The following is an 18,372-nucleotide window of genomic DNA, read 5'->3' as shown; positions in this document are numbered from 1 at the left end:
CCTTATCCAATAGACCTAATAAGACTTATTATAGCTACCGACATAATCCAAGCCGTCTCAAATGAAACAACATAATCATCCTCTAATAAATCAAGATTCTCTGCTGTACTTCTCCTGAAATTATTCATGAACAATAAAAATAATATCACTGTTGCTATAATTGGACAAATCGCAAGGGTCTCATATTCATCACACACGTAGTATACAAGGTATATAAATTCAACAACAAGAATCCCAATAGTAACTTTTGATTGGTTAGAATTCTCATTAAAGATTGATGAAAGAAGCCCCACTGTAATTCTCGAAGCAATAAATCCAAACCATACAAGTGGGAAAATATAATCGTAGGTATTAGCCATAGCGATGGTCCAGACGATTATCACCAAAAGAAATCTAAGTACCCCTCTATCTCTACTCTCGCTCCAACTTCTAAATCTATATTTGTAAGTAGGAATGCTATCCACATAAGAAATAAAACCAAGAGCCTGTCTGCCCCCTGTAACAATTATCACAATGAGAATCATACCAAGGGCTTCTACTACGTCATTATAAAAACGGTACCAGCTAAGCATGGACCACCAATAAAGCAAATGGTAAATAATCACTCCAATTAAAGGCACAAATGCCGCCTTGTATTTATCCCCCTCATCCTCATAGTAAGGAAGAGGAATAAAGGAATGAGCTGAAAAAGCATTTACAAATGACTTAAAAAAATTAATCATACCTATTTCTTCTTTCTCTTATGATAGAATTGAAGCTGCTGAATATACCCCTGAAAGCCGCTGTAGCTTTCATTTATATAATTCAAATACTCATCCTTAGAGTACGAACTATAGTCCTCAGTTATAATCTTTTTCATCCATGTATCAATAGGATAACTCTCCATAAAATGAAAGCCATAAAGCATGATACAGTTGGCCACCTTTGGGCCTATTCCCTTTATCTTAATCAGTGCATTGTAAGCCTCGTCATATTGAAGAGATGATATTTTCTCTAAATCAATAGAACCATCTAGTACACCTTTTGAAACTCCAATAATATAATCAGCTCTGTATCCAAGGGCTGTACCATCCATCAATTCAGTCTCTGGTATAAAGGCCAACACATCTGGCTTTGGAAAATGAATACCATCCGAATATCTATCGCAAAGCACCTGAATGGACTTTTTAATCTTAGGAATATTATTGTTTTGAGAAATAATGTAAGAAATGAATACTTCCCACAAATCCTGTCTCAAAATCCTCATGCCAAATGAGTCCATTAGAGACTCTTTCAGGAACTTGTCACTGCTTGCCCTTACACTATCGTTAAATGAAACATAATCTGTCTCAAAGTCAAAATATCTCTGCCAGAAATCCCACTGGGCTTCTTTGCATACAAAATCCCAAGTGTAATTATCTTTATTTAAATAAAAATATACGTCATTATCACCAGAACATGCGCTGTAAGTATCAGGCATGCCATGGGCCCCAGGTGTCTCTCTTTTCATTCTGAAAACCTGTCCAGAATTCATAATAACCTCTGGGTTAAACTCTTCTGCCGAAAGGCTTTTGCTAAAAACCATTTTAGTCCTCTATTTCAAAAATAACATTTTCTCTATCAATATCTATGATTCTATCCCTTAAATTGGCAATGCCAGGACGCTTTTTAAATCTCTCAATCCACTGATATTGACCCCACATATGCATTGGGAAAATGTGGTCACATTCGATATTCTTAACGAAATATTCCATGCCAAGGAAATATCCATCCTCACCCATTCTGGCATCCATAACCACAAAACCTAAATCAAAATGACGATTCAAAATAGGCTTAAGCATTCTCTTGTACTCTCTTCCGTAAACCTCGCCATAGAGCTCGCCTTTGCCCTCCGCATTCCACCAGTTTAAATCTCCTGCGTGGTAAATATTAAGTCCATTAACCTGCACAATAAAAGCCACACCCGCATCAGTAGAACGCAATGTCTCAATTACCATATCATCTACCTTGTAGGTCTTCATAGAGCCAACGAACTGAATTTTGTCCTTTATAGATAAATCAAATCCATTTCGAAGGAGATAATTTCTGCCAAGACGAATATCCTTTGACAAAATGTACTTAATATTGTCTCTTGAATCAGCCCATCTAAGATTCTCCAGACACCAGTGGTCCTTGTGACTGTGGCTGGCGAATACATACAGATATTTATTTGGATCAAGCTCTGGCAAGCATCCAGAGAACTCCACCACATCACTTACTACACTCTTATCAAAATAATCAAAAAGCAAGTATCTATCATCCAGCTCCACCATGAAGCAGCTATGCATTATGTAATATACTTTGATCATTATTCTATCCCCATACTATATATTGTATAGTTCTAGTTTAACAAAAAAGCCCAGGCAGTTAAACTGCCTGAGCAATAAAAATCTAATATAGACTATTTAGCTGCACGTGCAAGTGCCTCTTCGTAATCTCTTGTTCCAACGAATACTTCGTTAGAGTATGGGTTGCCACCGATTCTGATTGCATTTCTGATAATTACTGAAATACAAATTACGTTAGCTGCAAGAGCTGCCATAGCAACGAAGCCCTGCATTGTAGGATCAGCTGTGATACCCATTGCTGCAATTGCATCGCCTGCAGCTGCTGTCTTACCCTGACCAGCATTATAAAGAGCGATAGCCTTCTCATAGAGATCCATAGTTGTGATACCAGCCTCTGTTGCTCCACCGTATACACGAGGAAGAACAGCTGCAAATGTTCCCTTTAACTGGAAAAGAGGTACTACCTGTGCCCACATGCACCAAATAGCAAGTGTATTTGCACGGTTCTGAATCCAAGCACCCTTGTTCCAAAGTGCATTAGCAAATGTAGGAGCAAGAAGAAGTGCAACACCACAGTACCATGTATGTGTTGGAAGGTTAAGGTATGTGTACTCGAAATTCCATACATCATATGCAATGATGAACCAGATTGTCATATCTGGCCAAAGCATATCTGACTGGTTCTTGTCCTTTGATGTATAAAGATGTACGCAACCTGTCATACAGAAGATGTTAATCATACCAGCGATAGCGTTAACAACGTTCCACCATCCACCATAGATGAATACACCCTCATTAGAGCACCACCAAGCACCTGAGAAGTCGCCTGTGATTGAGTAAGCTGCAAGAGCAGACTCCATGTCAGAAACATTAGCAATCATGATATTGGCTGCAACGATGAACCATGGCCACCAAGCAAACCATTTTTCCTTACCAATGCCCCACTTGTACTTAATCATCATGAAACCTACACATCCGATATCAGCTGCGTAAAGTTTGAAGTAGTGGAACCATCCATCCATGTAAGCAACAGTTGGATTAGCGCTGCCACCAAACATGCCAACATGAGCAAGGATAAAGTAAAGAGTAAGAATAGCTGGAATGATTACAAAGATAATCATACCACCGACCTTAGTACGACGACCAAGCTCGTTCATAAGAATTAATCCCGCAAATACAAGGCACCAGCCAAGGATCTGCCAAAGATTTGTAATTTGGAACAACATAATGTGTCCTCCTTATTTAATTATTTATACTTTTTGAGAAACTAAATTCTCACACCTCAGTTTTTATTATATCCTTGTGTGGCATTAATAACAATGTTTCAATTGTGAAATTTTTTATACTTTTTTAATAATTTGTATTCGCATCAGCCTCTAATCTTAAGGGCATGTGGTATACATTCAAAGGTAATATCCTCAAAAAATCCAACATGTTCCCCATCCACATGAACACACATCTTATCTTTCATTTGAATTCGGATTTTATCAAAATTTAATAAATCAAATCCGTCCTTCCCCTCATGCTTACCTGCAACTAAAACAGGCAAAAGTGTAAGACATTTTAATCTGCTAATATCATGGGCATAAAAAGCTGTAAGATATCCAGAATCCGGTTTAGCATTTGGAGCCATAGGGATACCGCCTCCTTCTGCCCTACAATTCATAGCCGCAGCAAAAATGGTTCCCTTTACATCCTTCTCCTCTACCTCATCTTTAAACCATCTAGTAATGTGAGCATCAGAAAATGGCATTGTAAAGATATCTCCAACTGTAAGTAATCCATAAGTAGCAGAACCAAGGCCAAATTTATTAAGGAATTTTTTTAGCTTACTAGTGAGGGCCTGCAAGCATACATAGGCATCCACTCCAATTCCAGAGCTCACGCCAAATAGACGCTGGCCACCATCATAAATGACCTTTCCCATATCAAAAATTTTGTACTCTTCTGTAGCTAATGCCCTTTTTAATATTTCAAGGGCATCCCCTTCAAGGCCGATTCCACTAACAAAATCATTGGCAGAACCGGAAGGAAGTGGTGTATACAATGTATTTTCAAAGTCCACTATTCCATTCAAAGCCTCATTTAAAGTGCCATCACCGCCCATAACAAACAAAGCCACCTTCTGGCCTGAGCTAGTAGCTGCCTTTGCAAATTCAGTTGCGTCATTGGCCCCTGCAGTAAAATGAGCCTCATACTCAATATTCTCAGACTTAAGATAAGCCTCCAGCTCATCCCAAACATCTGCAGCCCTTCCAGTACGAGATGCTTTATTGACAATAAAAATATTTTTCATAATTATCCTCATTTTTTCTTTTACATTTCATATTTAAATGATAGCATAATAGCGAAAATAAATGAAAGGTGCTAAAGAAAATGATCACTCAAGAAAAGAAACAATACTACGCTCACAAGGTACAACACAACGGAACTCGTGCTCTTTCGGTTGTTAATTGGACTATAGGAGCAATTTTAGTAGGAATAATTGTTGGATTATTCGCCGGTTCTTTCGGCCTTTCTATGAGATATGTTATAAAAACTCGCGAGACTTACCCATGGCTTATCTATCTATTGCCAGTTGGTGCAATCATAATCACTTTCATATATAAAAAGATTCTCAAGGTCAAGGACAGTGGAACAAACACAGTCATCGCAGCCATCCAGTCTGACGAGGTACTTCCACTTAGACTTGCTCCATTGATTTATATATCCACTCTAATCACTCATCTTGTAGGTGGTTCTGCCGGTCGAGAGGGTGCTGCCCTTCAAATGGGTGGTGCCATTGGAAATGGCATCGGACGTGCTTTCAAGCTTAACTCAACAGACAAGAAAACAATGATAATGTGTGGTATGAGTGCCGCATTCTCTGCACTCTTTGGTACCCCTATGGCTGCTGCCATTTTTTCAATGGAGGTTATCTCGGTTGGAATCATGCATTATGCAGCATTAGTTCCTTGTGTAATCTCATCACTAGTAGCCAGAGCTATCGCCTCATATTTGGGACTGCACGCAGAGCAATACCCAATTGGAGCTATTCCTAAATTCGGAATTAAAAACGCCATCATTATATGCCTATTTGCTATATTATGCGGATTTGTATCCATCGTATTTTGCCTCTTTATGCACAAATACGAGAGTTTCTTATCTAACAAGCTTAAAAATCCATACATCAAAGGATTAGTTGGTGGTACATCCGTATTACTACTCACACTTATAGTCGGCTCACAAACTTACAACAGTACAGGTTCAGCCATCATTGAGTCTTGTTTCACTGGTGCTACTATTGGACTTGAAGTATTCGTCCTTAAAATAATATTCACCACCCTCACATTATCCTGTGGATACAAAGGTGGTGAAATCGTTCCTACTCTTTTCATAGGCGCCACATTAGGCGCAGCAATGGGACCAATCCTGGGCCTATCTCCAGCATTGCTTGCTGCAGTTGGAATGGGCGCCCTTTTCTGTGGCGTAACCAATTGTCCTGTAGCCAGCCTTCTGATTTGCTTCGAGCTCTTTGGATATGAACCAATGCCATATTTCCTGCTTGGCGTATCCTTCAGCTATTGGGTTTCCGGATATTCAGGACTCTACCGCGCACAAAAAATCGTCTACAGCAAATACAAGAGCAACTATATCGACAAGCACGTACAATAATGACCCTAGGGGACGGGGTCAGTGGTCCATTACGCAATAAAAGAGCCTAAGTTACATTCCATAATACTATTATGCTCCCGCAGGCATACATTTTGGGTGTAACTTAGGCTTATTTTATGCTTCGGTAATGTAGCCTGCCACGGCAGTTGCTGCGGCAGTTGCTGGACTAGCCAAGTAAATCTGTACTTTGCTGGTACCCATTCGACCAAGGAAATTACGATTGTTAGTGGCTACCACTACCTCATCATCAGAGAGGATTCCGCCACCACGTCCACAGCAAAGTCCACATCCAGGTGTTGTTATAATAGCACCTGCATCAGATAAAATCTCAAGAGTGCCATCCGCAAGAGCCTCGCGGTATATTTTGCGGCTAGCAGGTGTAACAATCATCTTTACAAATGGAGCTACATGCTTGCCCTTCATGTAGGCTGCAGCAGTTCTCAAATCTTCTAATCTTCCATTAGTACAAGAACCAAGGAATACCTGATTTACCTTTGTACCCTTAATTTCAGAAACTGGCTTAATATTATCAACAAGAGATGGACAAGCGCATACAGGAACAAAATCCTCAGCTCTATATCTCATAACTTTTGTATATGTAGCACCTCCGTCTGGCTGAAGCGCTTTCACTGAATCATCATAAGGAATCCTGCAGTAATCGCATGTCTTCTCATCTGGAACAAATACGCCGCATTTAGCACCAGCCTCAACAGACATATTAGACATGGTCATACGACTAGCGACACTCATAGCATCTACTGTGGAACCGCCAAACTCAAGTGCCTGATATGTAGCTCCCGAAGCAGTTAAGTCACCAATAATTCTAAGGATTACATCTTTTGATGTAACATTTCCAGGAAGTGTTCCATCGATTTCTACTCGAATTGTCTCTGGTACCTTTATCCAAAGCTGACCTGTACCTAAAATACCAGCCATCTCTGTATACCCTATACCAGTAGAAAAAGCACCTACACATCCATAAGTCACAGTGTGGCTATCTGTACCAAATGCGATATCACCAGGCTTTACATAGCCTGCCTCAGTCATAAGCTGATGGCAAATACCATCTGTACGATGAACTCTCTTAATTCCATATTTGTCAGCAAATTCATCGCCAGCTCTAAAGTGTCTACTGTCATCCACCTGTGTTGCAGGAAGGAAGTGATCATAAATCAAAACAACACTATCTGGATTTGCAACCTTATCAAATCCCATTTCTTCGAATTTCTGCACTGCAAAAGGAACCATGATGTCATCAATCATGCACCAATCAACATCTACAGTAACTATATCACCAGGCTTAACCTCATGGCCAACCTTGTTTCCGATTATCTTTTCAATAAGTGTGTGTCCCATTGTACTCTCCAAAATTAATCTAATCCGTTGCGCTTTCTCATTGCCTTTACAAGGCCACCTGCTTCAAGAATCTCAGTAAGATTCTCTGGTAAGCTGGCAATTGGGTATGATTTACCATTTACCTTTATTTCCTTGCCAGGGATTACTTCTGCCTCGTCTCCTTCGCTTACCTCATCATATAAATCAGGCTGCTCAATAAGAAGCAATCCATTGTTAATTGCATTTCTAAAGAAAATTCTGGCAAATGATTTGGCAACTATGCATGAAATTCCAAGAGCCTTAACAACCTCTGGGGCCTGCTCACGAGATGAACCGCAACCAAAATTGTTGCCAGCTACAATCATATCTCCCGGCTGAATCTTGCCCGCCAACTCTGGTCTAAGTGGAGAAAAAGCATATGGCTTCATCTGCTCTACTGTCTCAAAAGCCAAATATTCTGTAGGCAAAATAATATCTGTATCTATATCATTGTCTAATTTCCAAATCTTGCTCATTTTACACCTCCGCAGATGTGATATAGCCAGCAATAGCTGATGCCGTTACTGTAGCTGCACTCGCCAAGTATACGAATGAATCCTTGTGGCCTGCACGTCCCTTAAAGTTTCTAGTACCAGTTGAGATAAGTGTCTCGCCCTCACCGATAACGCCCTGGCATGCGCCCCAACATACAGAACAGTTAGGATTCATAACCATAGCACCTGCTTCCATAAATATATCAAGAAGTCCCTCTTTAAGGGCCTGCTTGTATACGCTGCGGCTAGCTGGAACAACTAAGAAACGAACCTTTGGAGCTACCTTTTTGCCCTTAATAACTGCAGCTCCTACACGTAAATCCTCGATTCGACCATTGTTACAGCTACCAAGGAATGCCTCATCAATTTTAGTTCCCTCACATTCCTTAACAGTAACAATATTGTCTACAAAATGAGGCTTAGCAACGATTGGCTCAATCTCATCTAAATTAATATCAATTACCTGTGAAAATACAGCATCCTCGTCTGATTTAAACAGCGCCTTAGGCTCTCTACCATGCTCCTTAAGATAATCAAGGGCCACCTCATCTACTTCCATTAATGCTGTCTTGGCACCTGCCTCTACACAGAGATTACAAATAGCAATTCTATCAGCAATAGACAAATCCTTAAGACCATCTCCGGCAAACTCCATAGCCTTGTAGTTGGCACCATTTGCAGAAATCTTGCCTATAATGCTAAGGATTAAATCTCTTGCATATACACCCTTTTTAAGCTTTCCATGGAGATTAAAACGAATTGTCTCAGGAACTAAAAGCCAAGAAGTACCTGTAACCATAGCATATAGGTAATCTGTACATCCTACACCTGTTCCAAAGGCACCAAGGGCACCGTAAGCACATGTGTGTGAATCTGCACCAAAAATAAGCTCACCTGGACGCACATGGTTCTCCATCATAACCTGATGACACACACCCTCGCCCTCATAAAATGTAATCCCATGTTCTCTAGCGAAATCACGCATTTTTTTATGAGATGCAGCTGTCTTTGGGCTATCTGCAGGAATATTGTGGTCGATAATCCAAACCAGCTTATCCACATCTGCAATGTGTGGATTTTTTAAATTATTGTACATATCAATAGTAAGATGTGTTGTACCATCATTACTCATCAATCTATCTAAAGTAACTGTCTCAATATCGCCAGCTTTGCAGGATTCCTTGCCTGCGGCAGCAGCAATAATCTTTTCAGCCATAGTCATTCCCATAATTTATTATCTCCTTGTAGTCCGCTTTGTTACGCTCTCAAGCCTGAGTATCACTTACAGTCACTAACATGTGACTTCCAGTAACACTCAGAGCTTGATAGCTACAAAGCTCATATAAATAATTTCAAAAAATAATAATCTAACAGTAATAAGATTATTGATTTAACGAAGCGATTAGACCGCCCTGGTCTAAAATCTCCTGCATCTTCGCTGGAAGTTTGGTGCATGAGTATGTCTTACCATCAACAGTAATCACGCCTTCCTGTAAATCAAGCTCCATCTCATCTCCGTCCTTTACCACATCATAGAGCTCCTTGCTGACTATAACAGGCATGCCAATATTTATAGAATTTCTATAGAAAATACGAGCAAATGATTTTGCGATAACAGCCTTGACCCCAAGTGCCTTTAGCACGCTAGGCGCCTGCTCACGAGATGAACCGCAGCCAAAATTCTCATCAGCTACAACAAAATCTCCTGGCTTCACCTGTGATGCAAAATCTGAGTTTAGAGACTCAAATGTATGAACCTTCATTTCATCTATTGTTGGGAATAGTAGATACTGAGAAGCGATAATTTGATCTGTATCTACATCTTTGTGAAATCGAAATACCTTACCCATAATTCCTCCTGTTGCCAATATAATTATTCAAACATTGTACCCCAATTCTTTAGTGATTTAAAGGGGTAAATCACACTGTATTCATTTTTAAACTTTAAAAGAGGAAGAATATGGCTTAATATAATGTTCTGCAATTAATTTTAGGAGTATTAAATATGAATTATATTTTAATTGGAAGAATTTTTTCTGTGTTGGCATGTATCCTTATGGTTGTAATCGGATATATTCGCCACAAAAGAACTGTGCTATTAGCTCAGAATGTTCAACTTATATTGTTTACCATTTCTTATGCATTTTTAGGCGGTATGGCAGCTGTTGTCAGTAACATAGTCAGCCTCATAAGAAATCTTATTTGTTTAAAATGGAATCTAAATACACCGCTGAAAATCTTTTTCATTGGATTCCAGGGTGTATTCACATACTTTACTACTCAAAACACATGGGTAGATTGGCTTCCATTTTTAGCAGCCACCGCCTTAACTGTTACTCTCAGTTCGAAAAAAGACCTAGTAATCAAGCTTGGCTGCATCGGAAGTACTCTTTGTTTTGGTATATATGATTTTAATTTACGCAACTGGCTAGTATTTGCCTTTGACGTATTTACCTTTGTATCAAGCTGGATTGGTGTCTACAGGATTCTTTACAGTTCTAGACATGCCGATCATTAAAATATCATCTCTATAAGGATGTTTCATTAAATGAACTACTGTTATGAATTCATGAACACCTAGTTCAGTTTTAATTTTAACCTCACACTCTACTCTCGTCTTGCCTTCGTTAAATGCTTTAATTAAGGCAGGACGGGATAAAGTATCTCTGTATTTCTTGCCGCTATCATAATCAGCGCTCATAGCTATTGTAGCTTCTGACATATCATCAATAACACCAGCTGTAGCAGCTTTAAATTTCACACCATCTCTCTGATGCATAAGATAATAGCTATTCTTATAAAGATTTCCAAAGATAATCATGTCATACTCATCTCTAATTGCCTTCAAAAGCAAACTATGAGTACTGAATGTTCCCTGTTTCTTAAGGAAATTATCGTCGTCTACAGTTGGCTGATTATCCATAAGTGCTATTACAAGAAAATCTTCTTTTTTAAGGGGCTTAGAAAAAAGATAACCCTGCACTCTGTCGCAATCCATATTCTGCATGAATTTTAACTGCTCGATTGTCTCAACCCCCTCGGCAATAGTGCTTAAGTTAAGCTTGTTAGCAAAGAAGAAAACTGTCTCAAGTGTGCCTCGACCTCTGTCATCCTGACAGTTGTCTGCAAGAAAAGCCTTGTCAATCTTCAGGAAATTAACAGGTAAATCCTTAACAAACTGTAATGATGTAAAACCTGCTCCAAAATCATCAATCGCAATGCTAACACCTATGTCTGCCACATTGTAGGCCCACTCTTGAATTACGTTAAACTCTACTGCAGCCATGGCTGACTCAGTAATCTCCACCTCAAACATCCTAGGCTGAATGCCATAGGTAGAAAGTAAAGAATTGAGCTTGCGGCTAAAATCTCGTTCCCTTATATGCCATCTAGAAAAATTTACAGCGATAGGTACTGCTGCTTCACCAAGTTCATGTATAGTCCTACAAACTTCCTCTGCCATGAACCAATCCAAAAGGTTGATAGCTTCTGTCTTTTCAAGCTCAGGAATAAAACTATCCGGGCTCACAATTTCCCCATTAGCTTTTTCCCAACGAACTAAAGCCTCTGCACTCACAAGTCGCCCTGTATTAGCGTCGTACTGTGGCTGATAATAGGCCTTAATCTCGCGGCTCTCTATAGCAGCTATGACCTCGTTGATAAATGATGAATTCATATACTCCTCGTTCTAAAAAAATAAACATCACATACGCAACATTAATTCTTTTTCAATAATCTGTCCGTCTCGATAGTAAACACGTGGAACGCGCTTACTAACTGCGCAAGTTAATTCGTAAGGTATCGTGCCGGCAATGCTTGCAAGCTCATCTATCGAGTTCTTCTCGCCAAAAATCTCTACCTCACTGCCCACATCAACTGAAGGCATATCTGTAATATCTATCATGCACATATCCATACAAATCTTTCCACGAAGCTTTGCTGGACCTTCTTTTGTGTATAGACTGCATTTGTTGGAAAGGCTACGCAAGAAACCGTCTGCATAGCCGTATGGTAATACGCCTATTCTAGTAGTCTTATCTGTAACGTACACACCACCGTAACTTATGGCTGTGCCCTCTGGATAAATCTTGATAGTGCTGACAGTTGTCTTCATAGTCATGGCTGGCTTGAGCCCCATCTGTCTGGCAAACTCGCCATAGCCATAGAGTAAAAGTCCTGGGCGAACCATATCCAGATAAGTATTCTCAAATCTAGCTACCGCTCCAGTATTTGCGCAATGTCTAATGGCAAATTTACGACCAAGCTTTTCCTCTACCGAAGAAATCACGCTAGTAAATAATTCAAACTGATGCTTAGTATAGGCATCGTTCTCGTCACCAAACTCATCTGCCTCTGCGAAATGAGTAAATATACCCTCTGCATCAAGTCCCGGCATATTGCAAGCCTCTACAATGCCCTCTACACCAGTATCAAAATAACCATCATCACATAAATATCCCAGACGAGACATGCCGGTATCCACCTTAATGTGTACCTTTAGCTTGCCGCCACATCTGACAGCCTCTTCGCTATATTCGTCCGCCTTGGCCTTACAAGTGATAGCCTGTGTAATGTGATATTCAATTAAACGGCCCACCTGCTCCTTAGGAGTGTGTCCCAGAATAAGGATAGGCATATCTATTCCGTTAACTCTAAGCTCAAGAGCCTCGTCTGCTGAGCTTACAGCCAAATAATCAGCTCCAAGATCCTGAAGTAGCTTGCTCACCTGAATGCTACCATGACCATAGGCATCCGCCTTAACAACTCCAAGGAACTTTACATCTGGTCCTATTTTTTCACGAATCTTTTTATAGTTATAGGCAATGGAGTCCAATTTTATCTCGGCCCATGTCCTTCTCAATGTTGATTCCATTATAAATCATCTCCTAATAAATTGTAACAATACTTATTATAATCATTTATAAAAAAAACGAAACCCTCTAATGCAACCTTAGAGGGTTAGTTTAAGTCATATTATTACAATACTTTTGAGAGGAAATCTTTCAAGCGCTGGCTCTGTGGAAAATTAAAGATTTCAGCAGGTGTTCCCTCTTCTTTAATTCCCTTCTCATCGAAGAACATAACTCTGTCAGCAACTTCTTTTGCAAATCCCATCTCATGTGTGACTACTACCATTGTCATACCGTCATCAGCAAGCTCCTTCATAAGAGAAAGTACCTCGCCAACCATCTCTGGATCAAGAGCACTAGTAGGCTCATCAAAAAGAATAACCTCTGGATTCATAGCAAGTGTACGGGCAATTGCTATACGCTGCTTTTGTCCACCTGAAAGGCTATCTGGATATGCATCCGCCTTGTCAGAAAGACCAACTCTCTCTAAAAGCTCAACAGCCTTTGCATCAGCCTCAGACTCGCTCATGATTCCAAGCTTAACAGGAGCCAGTGTTAAATTCTTTTTGATAGTTAAATGTGGGAATAAATTAAAATGCTGGAAAACCATTCCCACACGACGGCGAACATCGTTTATATCAACTCCCTTTGCTGTTATATCCTCGCCATCAACATATATAGCTCCGCTAGTTGCCTCCTCAAGCTGGTTAAGTGTACGAATAAATGTAGACTTACCACAACCAGAAGGTCCGATAATAGCGATAACCTCGCCTTTTTCAATTTGCATATTTACATTTGAAAGAACCTCATTGTCACCAAATGACTTAGAAAGATTCTCAACTTTTATCAAAATTTCGTTACCCATTATTCTATCCTCTTTCTAATTATTTCTCGCTCTTTCTAAGATTCTTCTCAAGCTTGCCTACACCTATAGTGAGAAGCTGAACAATTGCAAGATAAATAAATGCTACAGCAATAAGTGGCATAAATGCCTCGTATGTAATACTTCTGATGATATCACCGCCTCGAGTAAGATCTATAAGACCGATGTAACCACAGATAGATGTCTCCTTAATCAATGAGATAAACTCATTTAATAGTGAAGGAAGCACTGTCTTTATAGCCTGTGGAAGAACAATAGATATCATTGTCTGCTTATATGAAAGACCAAGGCTTCGTCCAGCCTCCATCTGTCCTCCATCAACCGACATAATACCGCCACGCATGATTTCAGCTACATAGGCGCCTGAGTTTATCGCAAATGCGATAATAGAAACAATAACCTTTGGTACTACAACCGCCTTAAATACTACATAGTAAATAATCAAAAGTTGAATCATCATTGGTGTTCCACGGATAATTGTAAGATACACTTTACAAATCGAATTAAGAACTGTAAGCGAACCTGTCTTATCATGTGTAACACGAATAATTGCAACAATAAAACCGATAAACATACCAGCAAGTACGGCACAAAGAGCAATAATAAGAGTATTAACAAGACCCTTGAGCATATACTTGTAACGACCATCGGTAATAAAGCAACGCTTAAAGTTTTCTACAAAGCCAATGCCCTCTCCTGATTTTTCAGGATCACGGGAAATGATAACCTGCTTAGATGTAGTGTAAGGATCAGAGAAGTTAATAGATTTAAGTCTCTCCTCTGTCATAGTCATACCTGCGATACCCACATCCGCCTTGTGAGAATCTACAGCATTGATAATACTATCAAACTCAATATCCTCAATCTGAACATCCATGCCCAGCTTATCACCAATAGCTTTGATGATTTCCATATCAATACCAACAGGAGTAGCATCCTCATAGTATTCATAAGGAGGGAAAGCCACGTTTGTAGCAACAACTAGTGTCCCATTAGGATACTCAGTTCCCTCTGGTGTTACATAAGGGTATGTTCCCTTTGTTTCATCACCAATATAGTTTTCAATAATCTGTTCAATAACGCCCTCTTCCTTAAGTTCTGCAAGAGCACCATTTACAGAATCGAGAAGCTCCTCATTATCCTTTGCGATACAAATTGCATATTCCTCAAGAGCAAAAGGCTCATCAAGGATTACAAGAGAAGGCTCATCTTTAGTAGTAGCTATAGCTGGCTGTTCGTCAACAATAACGCAGTCTACCTTGTCCTGCTTCAAAGCCTGTACAGCATCTGTAATCTTGTTATATCTATCGATTGTTGTGCCAGCCTTATCACCTTCGTAATCAGAAGCATAAATATCACCGATTGTTCCTAACTGAACACCGATTCTAGCTCCTTCCAAATCATCAATAGTATTAACTTGTTTGCCTGTGCTCTCAGCCTTGTTGCCACATCCTATAAAAAGGGCAGCCATTAGGCCTAAGAGTAATAATGATAGTTTCTTCTTCATGTATATTTATTCCCTTTGCTGAATTTTTATGCATAGATAATAACACATCAATTTACAAATGAAAAGCAAAAATTAAAAGATTATTTATCTTTTTATTTAAACAGCATTCTGACAATTCTCGCGCCTTTATTTGCTACTCTTATTTCGTCTTCTAATCCTTTTCACACTAGTGGATTTCTTGGCTCCCCTACGCCTTGGATTCCTTGCTTTTCTAAATTCATTAATTTCCGATAACAGCTTCTCATAATCTCTTTCAAACAAAAGCTCACTTATGGCAGCAGACAATTCATTTTCATCTAGTCTGCTCTCAGGTATAACAGGCTCTACCCCTTCTAATTTAGCCGCCCTTTTTATTCTAGTTATCTCAGCATTAGTAAGTGGCATCTTAGTGAACTCTATAAGTTTTTTTCTGACAAAAGGCTTGCTTTGATTTGCATATTTAGGCAATCCAAATTTTTCAAGAATAACCCCTAGCTCTGGTCTCCACAGCAGTTCAAGCTTTCTTTGAAGCTTTGCCTTTTTGTTTATTTCAGGTCTTCTTAAAAAATAAAAATCAGGCTTTCCATCCACTTCATCCACTGTGATAATTCCCCAGTGCTCAGGCACATGCTCGCCCACATGAAGGCCATGGCTACCTCCTGCCACTACAATATTGTAATCAAAGTACTTATCATAATCCTTTATCTGACTCTCAAGTCTAGCGTATGTGTCTGCGTCAGATTTAATCTCTATACCAACTAAAGCGGATGTAATTACCATAACCACATCCGCTCTCGATTTACCAATCATTTTCTCTTCGAAAAATCTTGCTTTTTTATATTCGTTTTCAAGATAGTCAAAAAGTGACTCTCTAATATCCTTGTCCTTTAGCATAATCTAAATAATCTATTCCTGCTCACCGTTGATTTGCTTTAATATTTCGTCCTTTGATACATAATTATCCACTGACTTGGCAGCATCAGAAGCGTAATAAAGCTCTAAGGTTGCATTATAATCAGCATCATTTTTAAGATAATCGTCATCCCATGTCCAGGTATCTACAATAGGATCACCGTTTTCATCAAAGCTATCCTCTGCCCATGGATCAGAAGTCCCCTTCTCACCATACCCAAGAAGTACCCACTGTCCATCTCTTATAGCAAGAAGATTATCATAATATGCTCCAAGCACAACGCCTGTATTGTCTACAATATTCTCCTTTTCTATATAGGTAAACTCTGTTCCGCTAGTAAGTGCATAGTTAAGGCTTCCCTCGTGATATGAAATAAGGTAAACACCAAATGTCTCATCATTAGAGTTACATACTAATTCAGGAATATCATCTTCATTCACATAAATAAGCGAATATGTAAAACTATACTGAGGAGAATTAGCCTCCACATCAGCTATAGCCGCAGTATAAGCACTCTTATAATCATCATACGTCTTTCCATCTGTACCGCCGTACACATCTGCATTAGCAAGTGCCTCATCATACTCTGGCGTATGACTATAACCCTCAATTACTTCTACAACAGCATCTGCATCTTCCTCTACTTTTTCAGCCTCATCATCGCTAGATGCCTCAGTAGCTGTCTCTTCTGCTTTGTCAGAATCTGCCTTCTTGCTCTTTTGTCCACATGCCACAAATGAAAAGCAAACTGTTCCTAATAATATAAATGATAATAATCTCTTCTTCATGATATCTCTCCAATACACTTTATATACCTGTATAGTATACCTCAATAAGAGGGATTGGGAAAGTTACTGAGGACTTGTATATTGTTTTCATTCTATCTCTCACAAAAGAACTCTATCTGCTCCCCTAATGGTCCATAGCAAAACGCCATTCTAATTGGATATACAGGGTTTGCTGGAATGTCCACATCATTAGGCTCAACAAATACTTCATAGCCAGCCTCTCTTACTTTTATAACGATGCCATCAACATCCTCTGTAAGTAAGGCTATGTGTCTTATGACACCAAGCTGATGCTCACCAGCTTGATTTGTAAATATCTCAATCAATCCATTACCAGTATCAAGCATCAATCCACCATCCCATTCACGGCAGATTTTTAAACCTAAAATGTCCATATAAAACTCTTTAACTCTCACTAGTTCTTCTTCTGTTTCACACTTCATAGAAATATGATGAATTCCTTTAATCAAGCCACTACTCTCCTTTTGTAACATTTCTTATCTCCAACATACTATAAAAACTCTGGTATCTTTGACCAATATAATGCCTAGTTTTGCAAATTCCATTCCTCTTTAGAAATACAATTAACATGCTCAGTTCTAAATACACCCTCGATTGCACAAGGAACATTATCTGCTGTGTGATGAAAATGAAATCCACATTTTTCTTGAACACGTTTAGACTTTGTATTTCCCTCAAAATATCCGCACCATATCTTATCAAGCTGCTTATCTTCAAAGCCGTATCTCATTATCTCCCGTACAGCTTCAGGCACTAATCCCTGCCCCCAGTAAGGTACACCAATCCAATAACCAATTTCACCTTCATTATCAGGTACACGAAGGTTACTTGCTTCACCAACCATAAGACCTATGCTTCCAACAGGATGACCTGTTTCCTTTAATACCATTGCATAGGTATCAGGTGCAGATAAAACATCTCGAATTATTTCGCGACTATTTTCCACACTAGTATGTACTGGCCAGCCAGCAATTGGTCCAACCTCTGGATGACTAGCATATTTATATAAATCCTCAGCGTCTTTCTCTTCCCAAGATCTAAGAATTAATCTGTCTGTATGTAATATCATTCTTATTCCCTCCAAAACCACAACATCATAAACATCCCCGACACATTAGTTATAGAGTGCATATTTGCTACTTGTTATACATTGCCCTAATTTGCAACAAATCTTTTAGGAAGAGTATATAGTATTAAGGAACAAAATCCAATAAAAAAGGCCTAAGCTTTTATTCTTCGCGAGAGAGGGGGATTCGAATTCTCGCCTGCCGGCTCGGTCGTTGCTGAACGGCGTCCACTGGACGCCAGCAACCTCGCCACCGCGGTACCCGCGGGTCAGGCTCAATTCGAAGCTCCCTCGAGATACAAAAATAAAAGCTAGACCCTTTGGTCTAGCTTTTATTTTTCGTAGCGAGAGGGGGATTCGAACCCTCGACACCGCGGGTATGAACCGCGTGCTCTAGCCAACTGAGCTATCTCGCCTCAATAACTAAATATTTGATTTTGAATGGGACCTACAGGGCTCGAACCTGTGACCCTCTGCTTGTAAGGCAGATGCTCTCCCAGCTGAGCTAAGATCCCAGAGCTTTTCGCGATTGTTACC

General features: G+C 39.6%; 19 protein-coding genes and 2 tRNA genes. 2 read left to right on the top strand and 19 right to left on the bottom strand.

Annotated features, from left to right (window positions below):
• Positions 1-2: 2 nt before the first annotated feature.
• The 5 genes from BLP50_RS00315 to BLP50_RS00295 all read right to left on the bottom strand — a co-directional run bounded on the left by BLP50_RS00315 (position 3) and on the right by BLP50_RS00295 (position 4,602).
• Positions 3-722, bottom strand: coding sequence for an adenosylcobinamide-GDP ribazoletransferase (locus BLP50_RS00315; RefSeq protein WP_090149232.1), 720 nt, complete (start codon positions 720-722; stop codon positions 3-5).
• 2 nt (positions 723-724) lie between these two features.
• Positions 725-1,564 carry a DNA-3-methyladenine glycosylase 2 gene (locus BLP50_RS00310; protein ID WP_090149229.1) on the bottom strand — a complete coding sequence of 280 codons (840 nt, stop codon included), beginning with the start codon at positions 1,562-1,564 and terminating at the stop codon, positions 725-727.
• Between the two features lies 1 nt (position 1,565).
• Positions 1,566-2,327 carry an MBL fold metallo-hydrolase gene (locus BLP50_RS00305; RefSeq protein WP_090149226.1) on the bottom strand — a complete coding sequence of 254 codons (762 nt, stop codon included), beginning with the start codon at positions 2,325-2,327 and terminating at the stop codon, positions 1,566-1,568.
• 92 nt (positions 2,328-2,419) lie between these two features.
• The gene (locus BLP50_RS00300) at positions 2,420-3,532 is read right to left on the bottom strand and encodes a DUF5692 family protein (RefSeq protein WP_090149224.1); all 1,113 of its coding nucleotides are present in this window, start codon (positions 3,530-3,532) and stop codon (positions 2,420-2,422) included.
• A gap of 143 nt (positions 3,533-3,675) precedes the next feature.
• The gene (locus BLP50_RS00295) at positions 3,676-4,602 is read right to left on the bottom strand and encodes a diacylglycerol/lipid kinase family protein (protein ID WP_176753644.1); all 927 of its coding nucleotides are present in this window, start codon (positions 4,600-4,602) and stop codon (positions 3,676-3,678) included.
• Positions 4,603-4,682: 80 nt separating this feature from the next.
• On the opposite strand from BLP50_RS00295, the gene BLP50_RS00290 reads away from it, so the two are divergent.
• Entirely contained in the window at positions 4,683-5,960 is a 1,278-nt protein-coding gene (locus tag BLP50_RS00290) for a chloride channel protein (protein ID WP_090149218.1), read from the top strand.
• Between the two features lie 114 nt (positions 5,961-6,074).
• Here BLP50_RS00290 and BLP50_RS00285 read toward each other — a convergent pair whose 3' ends face one another.
• The 4 genes from BLP50_RS00285 to BLP50_RS00270 all read right to left on the bottom strand — a co-directional run bounded on the left by BLP50_RS00285 (position 6,075) and on the right by BLP50_RS00270 (position 9,678).
• A complete protein-coding gene (locus BLP50_RS00285) occupies positions 6,075-7,316 on the bottom strand; it encodes an aconitase/3-isopropylmalate dehydratase large subunit family protein (protein WP_090149216.1) in 1,242 nt (413 codons plus the stop codon).
• A 14-nt stretch (positions 7,317-7,330) separates the two neighbouring features.
• Entirely contained in the window at positions 7,331-7,810 is a 480-nt protein-coding gene (locus BLP50_RS00280; RefSeq protein ID WP_090149213.1) for a LeuD/DmdB family oxidoreductase small subunit, read from the bottom strand.
• A 1-nt stretch (position 7,811) separates the two neighbouring features.
• Positions 7,812-9,056 carry a 3-isopropylmalate dehydratase large subunit gene (locus tag BLP50_RS00275; protein ID WP_090149210.1) on the bottom strand — a complete coding sequence of 415 codons (1,245 nt, stop codon included), beginning with the start codon at positions 9,054-9,056 and terminating at the stop codon, positions 7,812-7,814.
• A gap of 154 nt (positions 9,057-9,210) precedes the next feature.
• On the bottom strand, positions 9,211-9,678 hold the full coding sequence (locus BLP50_RS00270) for a LeuD/DmdB family oxidoreductase small subunit (protein WP_090149208.1): 468 nt from the start codon (positions 9,676-9,678) through the stop codon (positions 9,211-9,213).
• 155 nt (positions 9,679-9,833) lie between these two features.
• Between BLP50_RS00270 and BLP50_RS00265 the strand changes: the two genes are divergently transcribed.
• Positions 9,834-10,346, top strand: a complete 513-nt coding sequence (locus BLP50_RS00265; protein ID WP_090149204.1) for a YgjV family protein — start codon at positions 9,834-9,836, stop codon at positions 10,344-10,346.
• On the opposite strand, the gene BLP50_RS00260 is transcribed toward BLP50_RS00265, so the two are convergent.
• The 10 genes from BLP50_RS00260 to BLP50_RS00215 all read right to left on the bottom strand — a co-directional run bounded on the left by BLP50_RS00260 (position 10,290) and on the right by BLP50_RS00215 (position 18,350).
• On the bottom strand, positions 10,290-11,504 hold the full coding sequence (locus BLP50_RS00260; protein ID WP_090149201.1) for an EAL domain-containing protein: 1,215 nt from the start codon (positions 11,502-11,504) through the stop codon (positions 10,290-10,292). The two genes, BLP50_RS00265 and BLP50_RS00260, sit on opposite strands and share 57 nt — an antisense overlap.
• Before the next feature lie 27 nt (positions 11,505-11,531).
• Positions 11,532-12,701: an alanine racemase gene (gene alr, locus BLP50_RS00255; RefSeq protein WP_090149198.1), complete on the bottom strand. Its 1,170-nt coding sequence runs from the start codon at positions 12,699-12,701 to the stop codon at positions 11,532-11,534.
• Positions 12,702-12,805: 104 nt separating this feature from the next.
• Positions 12,806-13,543 (bottom strand): amino acid ABC transporter ATP-binding protein, encoded by a 738-nt coding sequence (locus BLP50_RS00250; RefSeq protein ID WP_163927162.1) that lies wholly within the window; start codon positions 13,541-13,543, stop codon positions 12,806-12,808.
• Positions 13,544-13,562: 19 nt separating this feature from the next.
• Positions 13,563-15,068 carry an ABC transporter substrate-binding protein/permease gene (locus BLP50_RS00245; protein ID WP_090149195.1) on the bottom strand — a complete coding sequence of 502 codons (1,506 nt, stop codon included), beginning with the start codon at positions 15,066-15,068 and terminating at the stop codon, positions 13,563-13,565.
• A gap of 126 nt (positions 15,069-15,194) precedes the next feature.
• Complete coding sequence (locus BLP50_RS00240) at positions 15,195-15,941, bottom strand: sce7726 family protein (protein ID WP_090149193.1); 747 nt, start codon at positions 15,939-15,941, stop codon at positions 15,195-15,197.
• Between the two features lie 12 nt (positions 15,942-15,953).
• Positions 15,954-16,748: a hypothetical protein gene (locus tag BLP50_RS00235; protein ID WP_090149187.1), complete on the bottom strand. Its 795-nt coding sequence runs from the start codon at positions 16,746-16,748 to the stop codon at positions 15,954-15,956.
• Positions 16,749-16,840: 92 nt separating this feature from the next.
• Complete coding sequence (locus BLP50_RS00230; RefSeq protein WP_242869188.1) at positions 16,841-17,218, bottom strand: VOC family protein; 378 nt, start codon at positions 17,216-17,218, stop codon at positions 16,841-16,843.
• Between the two features lie 77 nt (positions 17,219-17,295).
• Positions 17,296-17,838, bottom strand: a complete 543-nt coding sequence (locus BLP50_RS00225; RefSeq protein WP_090149181.1) for a GNAT family N-acetyltransferase — start codon at positions 17,836-17,838, stop codon at positions 17,296-17,298.
• Between the two features lie 339 nt (positions 17,839-18,177).
• A tRNA-Met gene (locus tag BLP50_RS00220) sits at positions 18,178-18,251 on the bottom strand.
• Positions 18,252-18,277: 26 nt separating this feature from the next.
• Positions 18,278-18,350 (bottom strand) — tRNA-Val (locus tag BLP50_RS00215).
• Positions 18,351-18,372 lie beyond the last annotated feature (22 nt).

Origin of the sequence: Pseudobutyrivibrio sp. AR14 (assembly GCF_900101325.1) — a bacterium.
Classification (GTDB): Bacteria; Bacillota; Clostridia; order Lachnospirales; family Lachnospiraceae; genus Pseudobutyrivibrio.
This window is presented reverse-complemented; position numbering and strand designations above follow the sequence as displayed.